Origin of the sequence: Actinomadura latina NBRC 106108 (assembly GCF_001552195.1) — a bacterium.
Taxonomy (GTDB): Bacteria; Actinomycetota; Actinomycetes; order Streptosporangiales; family Streptosporangiaceae; genus Spirillospora; species Spirillospora latina.
This window is the reverse complement of sequence record NZ_BCQS01000027.1, coordinates 166,749-180,456: the sequence shown is the minus strand read 5'-3', so window position 1 is coordinate 180,456 and position 13,708 is coordinate 166,749. Positions and strand designations below refer to the sequence as shown.

Here is a 13,708-nt window from a genome sequence, read left to right as displayed (position 1 = left end):
GCGCACGCCCCCGTAGTTGATTCTAGAACTGCATTCGAGTTAAGTTAGCGTTCCGTTAGTTGGCATGCTGACCGCACGAGAGGGGCCACGGCGTGCGCCGCACCGTTTTCAACGAGGACCACGAGGCGTTCCGGGACACGATCCGGGCGTTCATCGAAGCCGAGGTCGCCCCGGTCTACGAGGACTGGGAGAACGCCGGCCACCCGCCCCGCGACTTCTACCTCAAGCTCGGCGAGCTGGGCGTGTTCGGCATCCAGGTGCCCGAGGAGTACGGCGGCGCCGGCGAGACCAGCTTCAAGTACCAGGCGGTGGTCTCCGAGGAGTGCGCCCGCGCGGGCGTGAGCTTCGGCGGCTACGGGGTGCACGTCAACCTCGTCCTGCCGTACCTGCTGAAGTACGGGAACGAGGAGCAGAAGAAGCGCTGGCTGCCGGCGTTCGTGTCCGGCGAGATGATGACCGCCATCGCGATGACCGAGCCCGGCACGGGCTCCGACCTCGCCGGCATGCAGACCACCGCGAAGCGGGACGGCGACCACTACGTCCTGAACGGCGCCAAGACGTTCATCACCGGCGGCGTCCTCGCCGACCGGGTGCTGGTCGTGGCCCGCACGTCCGCCGCCACGCCGGAGAACCGCCGCGCCGGGCTGTCGATCCTCGCCGTCGACACCAGGAGCGACGGCTACGCGGTCGGCCGCAAGCTGGAGAAGATCGGGCTGCGCAGCTCCGACACCGCCGAGCTGTCGTTCACCGACGTCCGGGTGCCCGCCGAGGACCTCCTCGGCGAGGAGGGGCGCGGCTTCGAGTACCTCACCCACAACCTGGCCGAGGAGCGGCTCGGCATCGCGACCAGCTCCTACGCGTCCGCCGCGGCGGCGGTCGAGTTCGCCCGCAAGTACGTCCAGTCGCGCACGGTCTTCGGCAAGACGGTGTCGTCGTTCCAGAACACCAAGTTCGTCCTCGCCGAGTGCGCCACCGAGGTCGAGGCCGCCCGCTCGCTCGTCGACCGCTGCATCGAGGCGCTGGACGCCGGGGAGCTCACCCCCGCCGACGCCGCCGTCTGCAAGCTGTTCTGCACCGAGGTGCAGGCCCGCGTCGTCGACAAGTGCCTGCAGCTGCACGGCGGCTACGGCTACATCCTGGAGTACCCGATCGCGCGCCTGTACACCGACGCCCGCGTCACCCGCATCTACGGCGGCACCAGCGAGGTGCTGAAGACCATCATCGCCAAGGACCTCCAGGTCTGACGGAAGGGAAGCGGATATGACCGACAACCGGGTCGCAATCGTCACGGGCTCGGCGCGCGGCATCGGCGCCGCCACCGCCGTCCGGCTCGCGCGGGAGGGCTTCGCCGTCGCGGTCTGCGACCTCGACGAGGCCGCCTGCGCCGGCACCGTGGAGACGATCGAGAAGGACGGCGGGACGGCCCTCGCCGTCGGCGTCGACGTCGCCGACTCCGCGGCGGTGTCCGCCGCCGTCGCGCGCGTCGCCGCCGAGCTGGGGCCGCCCGTCGTGCTGGTGAACAACGCCGGCGTCCTGCGCGACAACCTCCTGTTCAAGATGTCCGACGACGACTGGGACACCGTCATGTCGGTGCACCTGCGCGGCTCGTTCCTGATGAGCCGCGCCGCGCAGGAGCACATGACGAAGGCAGGCTGGGGCCGGATCGTGAACCTGTCGTCGGTGTCGGCGCTCGGCAACCGCGGGCAGGCCAACTACTCGGCGGCCAAGGCGGGCCTGCAGGGCTTCACCAAGACCCTGGCGATCGAGCTGGGCAGGTTCGGCGTGACCGCCAACGCGATCGCGCCCGGCTTCATCGCGACGGAGATGACGGCGGCGACCGCCGCCCGCGTCGGCGTCGACTTCGAGGACTTCAAGGCGGCCGCCGCCAAGGAGATCCCCGTCCGGCGCGTCGGCGTCCCCGAGGACATCGCGGGGACGGTCGCGTTCCTCGTCAGCGACGACGCCTCGTTCGTGTCCGGCCAGGTCATCTACGTGGCCGGTGGTCCCCGCGCGTGAGGCGGCGGCCCGCGGGCGGGACCGGGACGCCACCGAGGAGTCGCTGCGGGCGGCGGCGGTCGCGCTGCTGCGCCGCGGCGGCGTCCTCGCCGGGCTGAACCTGCGGCAGGTCGCCGACGAGGCGCGCGTGAACCGCGGGCTGGTCTACCAGTACTTCGGGTCGCGGCGGTCGCTGCTGCGCTCGGCGCTGTTCCACCGGTCGCGGCCGAACGCCGAGGACGCGGTGGACGCGGCCGGGCTGCCGCTGCGCGAGCGGCTGTCCCGGCTGTTCTGGACGAGCCTGCGCAACCCCGAGCCCGTCCGGCTGGCGACCCTGCTGGTGCTGGACGGCGACGACCGGCCCCGCGTCCTGCTGAACCGGGGCGCGAGCCGCGCCGACCTCGCCGCCGAGGCGGAGCGGGGCGAGCTGCCGGTCGAGGACGTGGAGGCGGTGCAGGCGGCGATCGCGTCCACGATCTACGGGTACACGCTGCTGCGCGAGCACCTCGCCCGCGAGATCGGCCTCCCGGCCGAGGAGCTGGACAAGCGCATGGCCGAATGCGTGGACGCCATGTTCGCCCGCGGGCCCGGCTAGTACGTGCGCGCCCCGGCGAGCTGCTGCGCGAGCGCCGCCGGGGCGCCGACCAGGGACGGGCCGTACCAGGTGAGGTGCCGCCCGCTGACGAGCGCCACGTCGAGGCCGGGGAACGACTCGGGGCCGTCGTCGCCGGTGAACTCGTACGGCTCGTCCGGCAGGACGACGAGGTCGGCGCCGGCGGCGTTCAGCTCGTCCAGGGGGACCTTGGGGTAGCGGTCGGGGTGGTCGGCGTAGACGTTGGACACGCCCAGGCGGGACAGGACGTCGCCGGTGAACGTGTCGCGGCCGACGACCATCCACGGCCGCCGCCAGATCGGGATGACGGCCGCCCGCCGTCCGCCCGGCGTGATGCCGGACCAGACGCGCGACGCCTCGTCCAGCCAGCCCGGCGCCGGGACCCGGCACGCCTCCGTGAGCATGCGGCGCAACGACGCCAGGGCCTCATCGACCGTGCGGATCTCCGTCATCCAGACGGGGATGCCCGCCGCGCGCATCGCCTCGACGTCGGCGGGGCGGTTCTCCTCCGTGTTGCCCAGGACGACGTCGGGCCGCAGCTCGGCGATCCGTTCCAGGTCGGGGTTCTTCGTGCCCTTCACGCGCGGCACGTCCAGGCCCTCGGGCCGGGTGCACCAGTCGGTGGCCCCGGCGAGCAGATCCGGTGCGGTCACGGCGACCGTCTCGGTCAGGGACGGGACGATCGACACGACCCGGCGCACCCGGTCCGGGATGGGGACCGGGTGGCCGGTGTCGTCGCGCCGGCTCATACGTTGCGGCGGTATTGGCCGCCGACCTCGAAGAACGCGTCGGTGATCTGCTGGAGGCTGCACACCCGCGCCGCGTCCATCAGCACCGCGAACACGTTCTCGCCCGCCCGCGCCGCCTCCCGCAGCGCGGCGAGGGCGGCCTCGCCCTGCTCACGGTGCGCGTCCTGGAAGCCGTGGACGCGGTCCAGCTGGGAGCGCTTCTCCTCCTCGGTGGCGCGGGCCAGCTCGATCGTCTTCGGCGTCCCGTCCGCGGCCTCCGGCGGGCGGAACGTGTTGACGCCGATGATCGGCAGGGAGCCGTCGTGCTTGCGCTGCTCGTACAGCATCGACTCGTCCTGGATGCGGCCCCGCTGGTACCCGGTCTCCATCGCGCCGAGGACGCCGCCGCGCTCGCTGATCCGGTCGAACTCCCCGAGGACCGCCTCCTCGACCAGGTCGGTCAGCTCGTCGATGATGAACGACCCCTGGAGCGGGTTCTCGTTCATCGCCAGGCCCCACTCCCGGTTGATGATCATCTGGATGGCCAGCGCCCGCCGCACCGACTCGGCGGTCGGCGTCGTCACGGCCTCGTCGTAGGCGTTGGTGTGCAGGCTGTTGCAGTTGTCGTAGATGGCGATGAGCGCCTGCAGCGTCGTCCGGATGTCGTTGAAGTGCATCTCCTGCGCGTGCAGGGAGCGACCGGACGTCTGCACGTGGTACTTGAGCTTCTGGCTGCGCTCGTTGGCGCCGTAGCGGTCGCGCATGGCGACGGCCCAGATGCGGCGGGCCACGCGCCCGAGGACGTTGTACTCGGGGTCCATGCCGTTGGAGAAGAAGAACGACAGGTTGGGCGCGAAGTCGTCGACGTCCATGCCGCGCGCCAGGTACGACTCGACGTAGGTGAACCCGTTGGCCAGCGTGAACGCGAGCTGGCTGATGGGGTTCGCCCCCGCCTCGGCGATGTGGTAGCCGGAGATCGACACCGAGTAGAAGTTGCGGACGCCGTTGGCGATGAACCACTCCTGGATGTCGCCCATCATCCGCAGCGAGAACTCGGTGGAGAAGATGCAGGTGTTCTGCCCCTGGTCCTCCTTGAGGATGTCGGCCTGCACGGTGCCGCGCACGGTCGACAGGACGCGCGCGCGGATCCCGGCGGCCTCCTCCTCGGACGGCTCCCGGCCGTGCTCCTCGTAGAAGGCGTCCAGCCCCTGGTCGATGGCGGTGTTCAGGAAGAACGCCAGGATCGTGGGCGCCGGGCCGTTGATGGTCATCGACACCGACGTGGTGGGCGAGGACAGGTCGAACCCGTCGTACAGCGCCTTCATGTCGTCCAGCGTGGCGATCGAGACCCCGGACGTGCCGACCTTGCCGTACACGTCGGGACGCTCGTCCGGGTCCCGGCCGTACAGGGTGACCGAGTCGAACGCGGTCGACAGCCGCGTCGCGGGCTGGCCCTCCGACAGCAGCTTGAAACGCCGGTTCGTGCGGAACGGGTCGCCCTCCCCCGCGAACATGCGCGCGGGGTCCTCGTTGTCGCGCTTGAACGGGAACACCCCGCCGGTGAACGGGAACCTGCCGGGCAGGTTCTCGTTCCGCAGGAACCGCAGCAGCTCCCCGTGGTCGGTGTAGCGCGGGAGCGCGACGCGCGGGATGCGGCTGCCCGACAGCGACTCGCGCGTGAGCCTGGTGTGCAGCTCCTTGCCGCGGATCTTCACGACCTGCTCGTCGCCCGAGTAGGACTCCACGACGGCCGGCCAGCCCTCGATCAGCGCGGCGTTGCCCGGCTCGACGTCCCGGCGGGCCTTCTCCAGCAGCCCCTCGACCTCGGACGCGTCGGTCAGCTCGGCGCGGACCTCGTCCAGCCGCTGGACGCGGCGCACCGCCGCCACCTGCTTCACCGTGTCGTCGTGGTACCCGCGCACGGTCTCCGCGATCTCGGACAGGTACCGCACCCGGCCCGGCGGGATCACGGTCGCGGCGCCGGTGGAGGTCTTCGTCGCGATCTCGGGCAGGACGCCGTCCGCCAGCACCAGCCCGTGCTCGCCCAGCAGCCCGCCGAGGTGCTGGTAGAGGGCCGTGACGCCGTCGTCGTCGAAGGTGGCGGCGCTGGTGCCGAAGACCGGCATGTCCTCGGGCCTCCGCCCGAACGCCTCCCGGTTGCGGACGAGCTGCCGCGACACGTCCCGCAGCGCGTCCGCCGCGCCGCGCCGCTCGAACTTGTTGATCGCCACCACGTCCGCGAAGTCGAGCATGTCGATCTTCTCCAGCTGGGACGCGGCGCCGAACTCCGGCGTCATCACGTACAGCGACACGTCCACCAGCGGGACGATCGCGGCGTCGCCCTGCCCGATCCCGGGCGTCTCCAGGACGACCAGGTCGAATCCGGCGGCCTTGCACGCGGCGATGATGTCCTCGATGTTGTCGGGCAGCTCCCGCGAGCCCCGCGTCGCCAGCGACCGGAAGAATACGCGGTCGCCGTCCAGGGAGTTCATCCTGATCCGGTCGCCGAGCAGCGCCCCGCCGCCGCGCCGCCGCGTCGGGTCCACGGCCAGCACCGCGACGCGCAGCCGGTCCCCCTGGTCCACGCGCAGCCGCCGCACCAGCTCATCGGTCAGCGACGACTTCCCGGAACCGCCGGTCCCGGTGATGCCGAGCACGGGCACCTGCCGTCCGGCCGCCGCCTCGGCGAGCCGCGCCCGGTCGCCGTCCGGCAGCTTGCCCTCCTGCAGGCAGGTGATGGCCCTGGCCAGGGCGCGCCGCTCCCCCGCCAGCACCTCGTCCGCCGCCGCGGGCTCGGCCGCGAGGTCGGCATCGCACTCGCGGACCAGCTCGTTGATCATCCCGGGCAGGCCGAGCCGCTGCCCGTCCTCCGGCGAGAAGATCCGCACCCCGGCCCCGGACAGCCGCGCGATCTCCTCGTGCACGATCACGCCGCCGCCCCCGCCGAACACCTTCACGTGCTCGGCGCCGGCCTCCTTCAGGCTCCGCGACAGGTACTCGAAGTACTCGACGTGGCCGCCCTGGTAGGAGCTGATCGCCACGCCCTGCGCGTCCTCCTCCAGGACGGCGTCGACGACCTCGCGCACCGAGCGGTCGTGCCCCAGGTGCACCACCTCGGCGCCCTGGGACTGCAGGATGCGCCGCATGATGTTGATGGCCGCGTCATGGCCGTCGAACAGCGCCGCCGCGGTCACGAACCGGACCGGATGCACCGGCTTGTGCAGCTCCCCCGCCACCGTTCCACCACCAAACTTTGGACTTCCAATATTTGGAAGTTAAAATAGTTTCCGTGCGCGAACGAGTCAAGACGGCATACGGTGTTGCGGTGCCCGACACCCCCGACCCCATCGCCGAGGCCCACCGCCAGTGGAGCGCCCGCTGGCCCGAGCACGCCGACCACATGGCGGCCGTCACCTCCGTGATGCGCGCCCAGCAGCTCCTGCTCGGCCGCATCGAGGCCGTCCTCAAGCCCTACGGGCTGACGTTCGCCGCCTACGAGGCCCTCCGCCTGCTCGCCTTCGCCCGCACCGGCACCCTTCCCATGGGGAAGATGGGCACACGCCTCATGGTGCATCCCGCCTCGGTCACCAACGTGATCGGGCGCCTGGAGCGGCGCGGCCTCGTCGGCCGCGGCCCCTCCCCCGACGACCGGCGCGTCGTCCTCGCCACCATCACCCCCGCCGGCCGCGACCTCGCCGAGGAGGCCACCGTCGCCCTCAACGAGTCCGGCTTCGGCATCGCCGACGTCCCCGCCGCCCAGGCCACCGAGATCACCGAGGCCCTCCGCCCCGTCCGCGTCTCCGCCGGCGACCTCCCCTGACCCCCGCCGGGCCGCTGTGGCACCGTGGGGGCATGGCTAACGAGTCGGTCTTCACGTACGGGGCGCCGCAGTTGAAGTTCGGGAGCGGGGCGGCGGACGAGATCGGGTTCGACCTGGCGCAGTACGGGGCCCGGCGAGTGCTGGTCGTCACCGATGCCGGCGTCGCCGCGACCGGCGGGCCGCAGCGCATCGCGGACGCGATGAAGGCGTACGGGATCGCCGCCGCCGTGTTCGACGGCGTGCACGTGGAGCCGACGGACGCGAGCCTGCGGCAGGCCGTGGAGCACGCACGGGAGACCGGGCCCTACGACGCGTATGTCGCGGTCGGGGGCGGGTCGAGCATCGACACCGCCAAGGCGGTCGATCTGCTGACGACCAACGAGGGTGACCTGGCCGACTATCTGAACCCGCCGGTGGGCGCGGGGCGGGCGCCCGAGCGGCCGCTGCTGCCGCTGGTCGCCGTCCCCACGACGACCGGCACCGGGGCGGAGAGCACGACCGTGTGCGTCCTCGATGTGCTGGACCTGCGGGTCAAGACGGGGATCAGCCATCCGCGGATGCGGCCGGTGCTGGCCGTGGTCGACCCGGAGCTGACCATGTCCCAGCCGGCCGGGGTGACCGCGTCGGCCGGGATGGACATCCTGTGCCATGCCCTGGAGAGCTACACGGCGCGGCCGTACGACGCCTACGAGCGCAAGCGGCCGGAGCAGCGGGTGCCGTACTGCGGCGCGAACCCGGTGTCGGACATGTGGGCCGAGAAGGCGCTGAGCCTACTGTCGCGGTCGTTCCGCCGGGCCGTCCGGGACGGGGACGACCGGGAGGCCCGCACCGAGATGGCGCTCGCGGCGACGTTCGCGGGGCTCGGGTTCGGCAACGCGGGCGTGCACATCCCGCACGCGAACGCGTACCCGATCGCGGGGCGGGTGAAGGACTTCCGGCCGGACGGCTACCCGGACGGCGAGCCGATGGTCCCGCACGGCATGTCGGTGGCGCTGACCGCGCCGGAGGCGTTCCGGTTCACCTTCGAGGCGTGTCCCGGGCGGCATGTCCGGGCGGCGGAGCTGCTCGATCCGGGGATGGACCGGCCGGACGACGCCGCCGAGCACCTGCCGCGCGCGGTGCTGCGGCTGATGCGCGACATCGGGATGCCGGACGGCATCGGCGGCGTCGGGTACGGCGAGGGCGACATCCCGGGCCTGGTGGAAGGGACGATGAGGCAGCAGCGGCTGCTGGCGATCGCGCCCCGGCCGGCGGACGAGGACGCCGTCGCGGGGATCTTCCAGCGGTCGCTGCGGCTCTGGTGAGCCTCAGCGGGCGCGGACCCAGGCGTCGATCAGGTCGGCGGCGTGCGGCCGCGAGTTCGGCAGGTAGTGGGTGTCCTTGACGAAGTCGAGGGTCCGGTCCGGCGCCGCGAGGGCGTCGAAGATCGCGCGTGCGTCGCTGTCGTAGACGCACTCGTCGGCGGTCGCGTGGACGACCAGGGGCGATGGCAGCCCCACGAATTCCCTCGTCATCACGATCCCCTATGCTGCGGCTCACATCCGTTATGTCGCAAGGAGGCATGATGGCGGATTCGCCGACAATGACGTACGGCGGCTATCTGCGGCTCGATGATCTTCTTTCCTGCCAGGAGCCGAAGACCCGCGCCCACGACGAGCTGCTGTTCGTGATCATCCACCAGGTCTACGAGCTGTGGTTCAAGCAGATCCTGCACGAGGCCGCGCTGCTGCAGCGCCGGCTGGAGGACGGCAACAGCGCCGGGTCGCTGGCCACCGCCCGCCGCATCACCAAGATCCTGAAGACCGTGGTCGGGCAGCTGGACGTCCTGGAGACCATGACGCCCCGGCAGTTCTCCGCGTTCCGCGACGTCCTCGGCAGCTCCAGCGGGTTCCAAAGCGAGCAGTTCCGCGAGATCGAGGCCGTCCTCGGGCGGCGCGCGTTCCCCGCGTCGGTGCTGCGCGACGACGAGAGGCTGCGGGCCGCGGTGTCCCGGCCGTCGATGTTCGACTCACTGCTGCGCTACCTGGACGGCCACGGGTTCGCCGTCCCGCAGGAGGCCCTCGACCGCGACACGTCCGCCCCCTGGGAGGCGGACGCCGGCGTCCAGAAGGCGCTCCTCGCCGTCTACTCGGACGAGTCCGGCCCGGCCGCCGAGGTCTGCGAGTCGCTCGTCGACATGGACGAGGGCGTCCAGGAGTGGCGCTACCGGCACCTGAAGATGGTCGAGCGGACGATCGGCGCGAAGATCGGCACCGGCGGGTCGGCGGGCGCCGACTACCTGCGCCGCACGCTGTTCGCCCCCGCGTTCCCCGACCTGTGGGAGGTCCGCTCGCAGACCGGCCCGGCGGGTCCCGAGGAAGCGGCGGCCGATGGCGGGTGACGGCGAGCGGGTCGCGATCGTCGGCGCCGGCCTGGCGGGCTGCCTGCTCGCGGTGCTGCTGGGCCGCCGCGGCGTCCCGGTCACCGTGTACGAGCGGCGCCAGGACCCGCGCGTCGCGGGCGCCGAGCGCGGCCGCTCGATCAACCTGGCGATCTCCGCCCGCGGCCTCGCCGCGCTGGAGCAGGTCGGGCTGCGCGACCAGTCCCTCAAGCAGGCGCTGCCCATGCACGGGCGGATGGTGCACCCGCTGCAGGGGGCGCAGAACTTCCAGCCCTACAGCGCGGACCGCGAGCGCGCCATCAACTCCATCGGCCGCGCCGAGCTGAACCGGTCGCTGCTGGACACCGCCGAGGCCACGCCGGGGGTCGCGCTCCGGTTCGGGCAGCGCGTCACCGGCGTGGACATCGAGGCCGGGCGGCTGCTGTTCGAGGACGCGGACGCCGAGCCCGCCGACGTCGTCCTGGCCGGGGACGGCGCCTACAGCGCGGTCCGCCGGTCGCTGGGCTTCGACCACGACGCCGACTTCCTGGAGCACGGGTACAAGGAGCTGACCGTCCCGCCCAGGGACGGCGAGTTCGCGCTCGACCCGGACGCGCTGCACATCTGGCCGCGCGGCACCTCCATGATGATCGCGCTGCCGAACCTGGACCGGTCGTTCACCTGCACGCTGTTCTGGCCGAAGGGCGACTTCGACGCCCTCGGCACGCCGGCGCAGGTCACCGCCCACTTCGACGAGCACTATCCGGACGTCGCGGGCCTGATGCCCGACCTGGCCGGCGACTACGCGCACAATCCGGTCGGGTCGCTGGTGACCGTCCGGGCGTGGCCGTGGACGCGGTACGGCGACGGCGCGATCGTGGCGCTGCTTGGCGACGCGGCGCACGCGATCGTCCCGTTCTTCGGGCAGGGCGCCAACTGCGCGTTCGAGGACTGCATCGAGATCGACCGGTGCCTGACCGAGACGGGCGGCGACTGGCGGCGCGCGCTGTCGCTCTACCAGGAGCGGCGCAAGGCCAACACCGACGCGATCGCCGAGATGGCCCTCGACAACTTCGTCGAGATGCGCGACCGGGTGTCGTCCCCGGTGTACCGGGCGAAGCAGTCCGCGACGCACGCGCTGGAGCGGCGCCTCGCCGGTCGCTACGTCTCCCGCTACGAGCTGGTGTCGTTCTCGACGCTGCCGTACGCGGAGATCCCGGCCCGGATCAGGCGGCAGAACGTCATCCTGGGCGCCGCCGTCGCGGGCGGCGCCGCCGCGGCCGCCCTGGCCTTTCGCGCGGCACGGCGGCGTTAACGGCGGCGTTAACGGCGGCGGCCCGCGACCAGATCGGCGACGGCCGCCGCCAGCGCCGCCAGCACGAACCCCAGGATGACGATCAGCCCGTGCCGGAACGCCGCAGCCCAGTCTCCGCGCGTGCCGGCGACGGTGGCGAAGAACACGGCGCCGACGGCGGCGATGCCCATCGCGGTGCCGACCCGCTGCCCGGTCTGCAGGACGCCGGCGGCGCTGCCGCCCTCGGTGTAGTGGACCTCCGCGAGCGTGAGCGTCTGGTTGGGCGCGATGACGAGGCCGGTGCCGAGCCCCGCGACCAGCAGCGGGGCCGCGGTCGCCCAGGCGACGCCGCTGCCCGGCCTCAGCTCCACGGCGACCCACGCGGCGCCGAGTCCGATCAGCACCAGGACCAGCCCGGCGGCGACGAGCGGGCGCCCGTACCGCGACACGATCCCGCCGCCGACCGCCGAGGCGAGCCCGGATCCGAGCGCGAACGGCGTGATCGCGAGGCCGGCGCCGAGCGCGCTGTAGCCCAGGCCGTTCTGCAGGTAGAGGGTGAAGATGAAGAAGATCGCGGTGAACCCGGCGAAGTACAGCAGGGCGATCGCCGATCCGAGCGAGTAGGAGCGGAGCCGGAACAGCCGCAGGTCGATCATGGGCGTCCCGGCGCGGCGCTCCCAGGCGACGAACACGGCGATGAGGGCGGCACCCGCGGGGAGCAGCAGCCATTTGAGGCCGGTGCGCCACTGCTGCTCCTGCACGAACGGCAGCAGCACGCACACGACGCCGGCGCCCAGCAGCAGCACGCCCAGCGGGTCGAGGCCCTGGCGCTCCCCGTAGACCGGGGCGGGCAGCAGCCGCCACGCCAGGAACAGCGCCGCGACCCCGACGGGGATGTTGACGTAGAACACCCACCGCCAGCCCTCCTCGGCGCCGCCGAGGGCGATCAGCCCGCCGCCGAGCAGCGGCCCGACCGCGGTGGCGACCCCGATCACGGCGCCGAGCGCGCCGAACGCGCGCCCCCGGTCCGCGCCCTGGAACAGCTGCTGGATGAGGCCCGCGACCTGCGGGTTGAGGATGCCGCCCGCGACGCCCTGGACGAGCCGGGCGAGGACGAGGAACTCGATCGTCGGCGCGATCCCGGCGCCCGCGCTCGCCACCGTGAACAGCGCGAGGCCCGACATGAACACGGCGCGGCGGCTGCGGGCGTCCCCGAGCCGTCCCGCCGGGACGAGGACGAGCCCGAACGTCAGCGCGTACCCCGACAGGATCCACTGCAGCTGCGCGTCCGACGCCTGCAGGCCCTCCCGGATGGACGGCAGCGCCACGTTGACGATGCTGACGTCCAGCAGGGTCATGAACGCCGCGACCAGGCACACCGACAGCGCCCGCCAGCGGCGGACCCCGTCCCCGCCCGCCTGCGGGGCCTCCGCCGACTCTGTCCGCACGGCGGGCTCCTATCCGGGGATCACCGGGGCGAAACACGGGCCGGGGGCGGTCCCGCCGGACGGCTGTGCCACAGTTGCCGGATGACCGACTCCGCCCCGGGGACCGGCCCCGACGAACTGCTGTGCTCCGCCAGGGACTGCCGCGCCCCCGCCGTGTGGGCGCTGCGCTGGAACAACCCGAAGCTCCACACGCCGGACCGGCGGAAGATCTGGCTGGCCTGCGACGAGCACCGCGAGAGCCTGTCGGTGTTCCTGTCCCGCCGCGACTTCCTGAAGGACGTCGTGCCCGTCGCCGACCGCGACGCCCCGCCCCGGGACGGCTAGGCCGCGGTTAGGCCTCGTCGAGGACGGGTTCGCCGGCCGGTCCCGGAACCTCCGGCACCTCGGGCGCCTCCGGGACCTCGCCCTTCCAGCCCTCGGCCATCTCGGTCAGCCGGGCGGCGGCGTCCCGCGCGGGCGCGCCGCGGCCGACCGCGAGGCCGAGCAGGTACGCCGTCAGCGGCGCGCCCGGCCGCGCGACCCCGTGCGCGACGTCGCGGGCCAGGTCGAGGATCAGGCTCTGGTCGATGTCGCCGCGTTCCAGGCCCAGTTCGAGGCAGGCCGCGTTGATCCAGTCCTCCAGCACCGACATGGGTCCCCCTTCACGCATGGTGCAGGCAACTCTGCCCGCTTTCGCACGGTGGCTTCCCCCCTCCCCGGGAGGAAGAGCTTCACTCCAGGCGGACGCACCCGAACGTACGGTTGAGCAGATCCGCCTGCTCGGGGACCGTGGGAAGCGGTACCTGTACGCCCGCTTGATCGCCTGGCCAGGGTACTGCAAGCTCATGAGCGCCCTCGCGCGGCTCTCGTCCGGACGAACGAGGCCTGCCGCCTCCATCCCACGGTCAGAGCAGGCGCTCCGCGGCGGCCAGATCCTCGGGAGTGTCGCAGTCGTACCAGGCGGGGCGGGTGCCCGCCGGGAGCTCGACCGTGACGGGCTCCAGCGGCCCGAGCAGGCCGCGCAGGGACGCGCCCCGGTAGCCGGAGAGGGCCTCCCGCAGGGCGTCGGCGCGCCAGCAGCCGGCGAGCCACTGCTCGCGGCCCTCCTCGTCCAGGAGCAGGGCGCCGGGCCGGTCCCCCATCGCCGCGAGCAGCCGGGCGACGTGGGCGGGGCGCAGGAACGGCAGGTCTGCGGCCAGCAGCGCGAGCCGCGGCGCGCGGACCTCGGCGAGCCCGGCGCGCAGCGCCGGCACCGGACCGCCGCCGGGCGGGTCCTCGCGGACGACGACGGCGCCCGGCAGGACGTCCCGCCGCGGCCCGACCACGACCAGCCGGGACGCGCCGGCCGCGGCGGCGGCCGTCCACTCGATGAGGGCGCGCCCGCCGACGGGCGCGGCGGGCTTGTCGGCGCCGAACCGGCGGGCCCGCCCGCCCGCCAGCAGCACGGCGTCGAAGTCCATCGGCGGCGGCCC

At 72.9% G+C, this 13,708-nt stretch carries 14 protein-coding genes; 8 read left to right on the top strand and 6 right to left on the bottom strand.

Annotated features, from left to right (window positions below):
* The first annotated feature begins 92 nt into the window (after positions 1 to 92).
* Genes AL2_RS28790 through AL2_RS28780 form a run of 3 tightly spaced genes read left to right on the top strand, consistent with a single transcriptional unit; the run spans position 93 to position 2,590 of the window.
* The gene (locus AL2_RS28790; protein WP_067639033.1) at positions 93 to 1,244 is read left to right on the top strand and encodes an acyl-CoA dehydrogenase family protein; all 1,152 of its coding nucleotides are present in this window, start codon (positions 93 to 95) and stop codon (positions 1,242 to 1,244) included.
* A 16-nt stretch (positions 1,245 to 1,260) separates the two neighbouring features.
* The gene (fabG, locus tag AL2_RS28785; protein ID WP_067639031.1) at positions 1,261 to 2,016 is read left to right on the top strand and encodes a 3-oxoacyl-ACP reductase FabG; all 756 of its coding nucleotides are present in this window, start codon (positions 1,261 to 1,263) and stop codon (positions 2,014 to 2,016) included.
* Positions 2,000 to 2,590 (top strand): TetR/AcrR family transcriptional regulator, encoded by a 591-nt coding sequence (locus tag AL2_RS28780; protein ID WP_067639029.1) that lies wholly within the window; start codon positions 2,000 to 2,002, stop codon positions 2,588 to 2,590. Before fabG ends, AL2_RS28780 begins: the two co-directional genes overlap by 17 nt.
* On the opposite strand, the gene AL2_RS28775 is transcribed toward AL2_RS28780, so the two are convergent.
* Entirely contained in the window at positions 2,587 to 3,357 is a 771-nt protein-coding gene (locus AL2_RS28775) for a helical backbone metal receptor (RefSeq protein WP_067639027.1), read from the bottom strand. The genes AL2_RS28780 and AL2_RS28775 overlap by 4 nt on opposite strands.
* Complete coding sequence (gene icmF / locus AL2_RS28770; RefSeq protein WP_067639025.1) at positions 3,354 to 6,572, bottom strand: fused isobutyryl-CoA mutase/GTPase IcmF; 3,219 nt, start codon at positions 6,570 to 6,572, stop codon at positions 3,354 to 3,356. Before icmF ends, AL2_RS28775 begins: the two co-directional genes overlap by 4 nt.
* 89 nt (positions 6,573 to 6,661) lie before the next feature.
* Between icmF and AL2_RS28765 the strand changes: the two genes are divergently transcribed.
* Both AL2_RS28765 and AL2_RS28760 read left to right on the top strand, forming a co-directional pair.
* Positions 6,662 to 7,156 carry a MarR family transcriptional regulator gene (locus AL2_RS28765; protein WP_067639023.1) on the top strand — a complete coding sequence of 165 codons (495 nt, stop codon included), beginning with the start codon at positions 6,662 to 6,664 and terminating at the stop codon, positions 7,154 to 7,156.
* A 32-nt stretch (positions 7,157 to 7,188) separates the two neighbouring features.
* Positions 7,189 to 8,460 (top strand): hydroxyacid-oxoacid transhydrogenase, encoded by a 1,272-nt coding sequence (locus AL2_RS28760; protein ID WP_067639021.1) that lies wholly within the window; start codon positions 7,189 to 7,191, stop codon positions 8,458 to 8,460.
* A gap of 3 nt (positions 8,461 to 8,463) precedes the next feature.
* On the opposite strand, the gene AL2_RS28755 is transcribed toward AL2_RS28760, so the two are convergent.
* Positions 8,464 to 8,670, bottom strand: coding sequence for a hypothetical protein (locus AL2_RS28755; protein ID WP_157438427.1), 207 nt, complete (start codon positions 8,668 to 8,670; stop codon positions 8,464 to 8,466).
* A 47-nt stretch (positions 8,671 to 8,717) separates the two neighbouring features.
* Between AL2_RS28755 and AL2_RS28750 the strand changes: the two genes are divergently transcribed.
* Positions 8,718 to 9,536, top strand: coding sequence for a tryptophan 2,3-dioxygenase (locus tag AL2_RS28750; protein WP_245667007.1), 819 nt, complete (start codon positions 8,718 to 8,720; stop codon positions 9,534 to 9,536).
* The gene (locus tag AL2_RS28745) at positions 9,526 to 10,830 is read left to right on the top strand and encodes an FAD-dependent oxidoreductase (RefSeq protein ID WP_067639015.1); all 1,305 of its coding nucleotides are present in this window, start codon (positions 9,526 to 9,528) and stop codon (positions 10,828 to 10,830) included. The genes AL2_RS28750 and AL2_RS28745 overlap by 11 nt, the downstream gene beginning before the upstream one ends.
* An 8-nt stretch (positions 10,831 to 10,838) precedes the next feature.
* On the opposite strand, the gene AL2_RS28740 is transcribed toward AL2_RS28745, so the two are convergent.
* Positions 10,839 to 12,257, bottom strand: coding sequence for a DHA2 family efflux MFS transporter permease subunit (locus tag AL2_RS28740; protein ID WP_067639014.1), 1,419 nt, complete (start codon positions 12,255 to 12,257; stop codon positions 10,839 to 10,841).
* Positions 12,258 to 12,338: 81 nt separating this feature from the next.
* On the opposite strand from AL2_RS28740, the gene AL2_RS28735 reads away from it, so the two are divergent.
* Positions 12,339 to 12,581, top strand: a complete 243-nt coding sequence (locus AL2_RS28735) for a hypothetical protein (RefSeq protein ID WP_067639012.1) — start codon at positions 12,339 to 12,341, stop codon at positions 12,579 to 12,581.
* A gap of 7 nt (positions 12,582 to 12,588) precedes the next feature.
* Here AL2_RS28735 and AL2_RS28730 read toward each other — a convergent pair whose 3' ends face one another.
* Positions 12,589 to 12,888 (bottom strand): DUF6457 domain-containing protein, encoded by a 300-nt coding sequence (locus AL2_RS28730; RefSeq protein WP_067639010.1) that lies wholly within the window; start codon positions 12,886 to 12,888, stop codon positions 12,589 to 12,591.
* A 253-nt stretch (positions 12,889 to 13,141) separates the two neighbouring features.
* On the bottom strand, positions 13,142 to 13,696 hold the full coding sequence (gene mobA, locus AL2_RS28725; RefSeq protein WP_067639008.1) for a molybdenum cofactor guanylyltransferase: 555 nt from the start codon (positions 13,694 to 13,696) through the stop codon (positions 13,142 to 13,144).
* Positions 13,697 to 13,708 lie beyond the last annotated feature (12 nt).

Excerpts from the sequence above, each read along its gene's own strand:
- AL2_RS28735 (WP_067639012.1), top strand. The coding sequence starts at position 12,339 with ATGACCGACTCCGCCCCGGGGACCGGCCCCGACGAACTGCTGTGCTCC.
- mobA (WP_067639008.1), bottom strand. The coding sequence starts at position 13,696 with ATGGACTTCGACGCCGTGCTGCTGGCGGGCGGGCGGGCCCGCCGGTTC.
- AL2_RS28745 (WP_067639015.1), top strand. The coding sequence starts at position 9,526 with ATGGCGGGTGACGGCGAGCGGGTCGCGATCGTCGGCGCCGGCCTGGCG.
- AL2_RS28730 (WP_067639010.1), bottom strand. The coding sequence starts at position 12,888 with ATGTCGGTGCTGGAGGACTGGATCAACGCGGCCTGCCTCGAACTGGGC.
- AL2_RS28750 (WP_245667007.1), top strand. The coding sequence starts at position 8,718 with ATGATGGCGGATTCGCCGACAATGACGTACGGCGGCTATCTGCGGCTC.
- AL2_RS28775 (WP_067639027.1), bottom strand. The coding sequence starts at position 3,357 with ATGAGCCGGCGCGACGACACCGGCCACCCGGTCCCCATCCCGGACCGG.
- AL2_RS28760 (WP_067639021.1), top strand. The coding sequence starts at position 7,189 with ATGGCTAACGAGTCGGTCTTCACGTACGGGGCGCCGCAGTTGAAGTTC.
- AL2_RS28755 (WP_157438427.1), bottom strand. The coding sequence starts at position 8,670 with ATGACGAGGGAATTCGTGGGGCTGCCATCGCCCCTGGTCGTCCACGCG.
- fabG (WP_067639031.1), top strand. The coding sequence starts at position 1,261 with ATGACCGACAACCGGGTCGCAATCGTCACGGGCTCGGCGCGCGGCATC.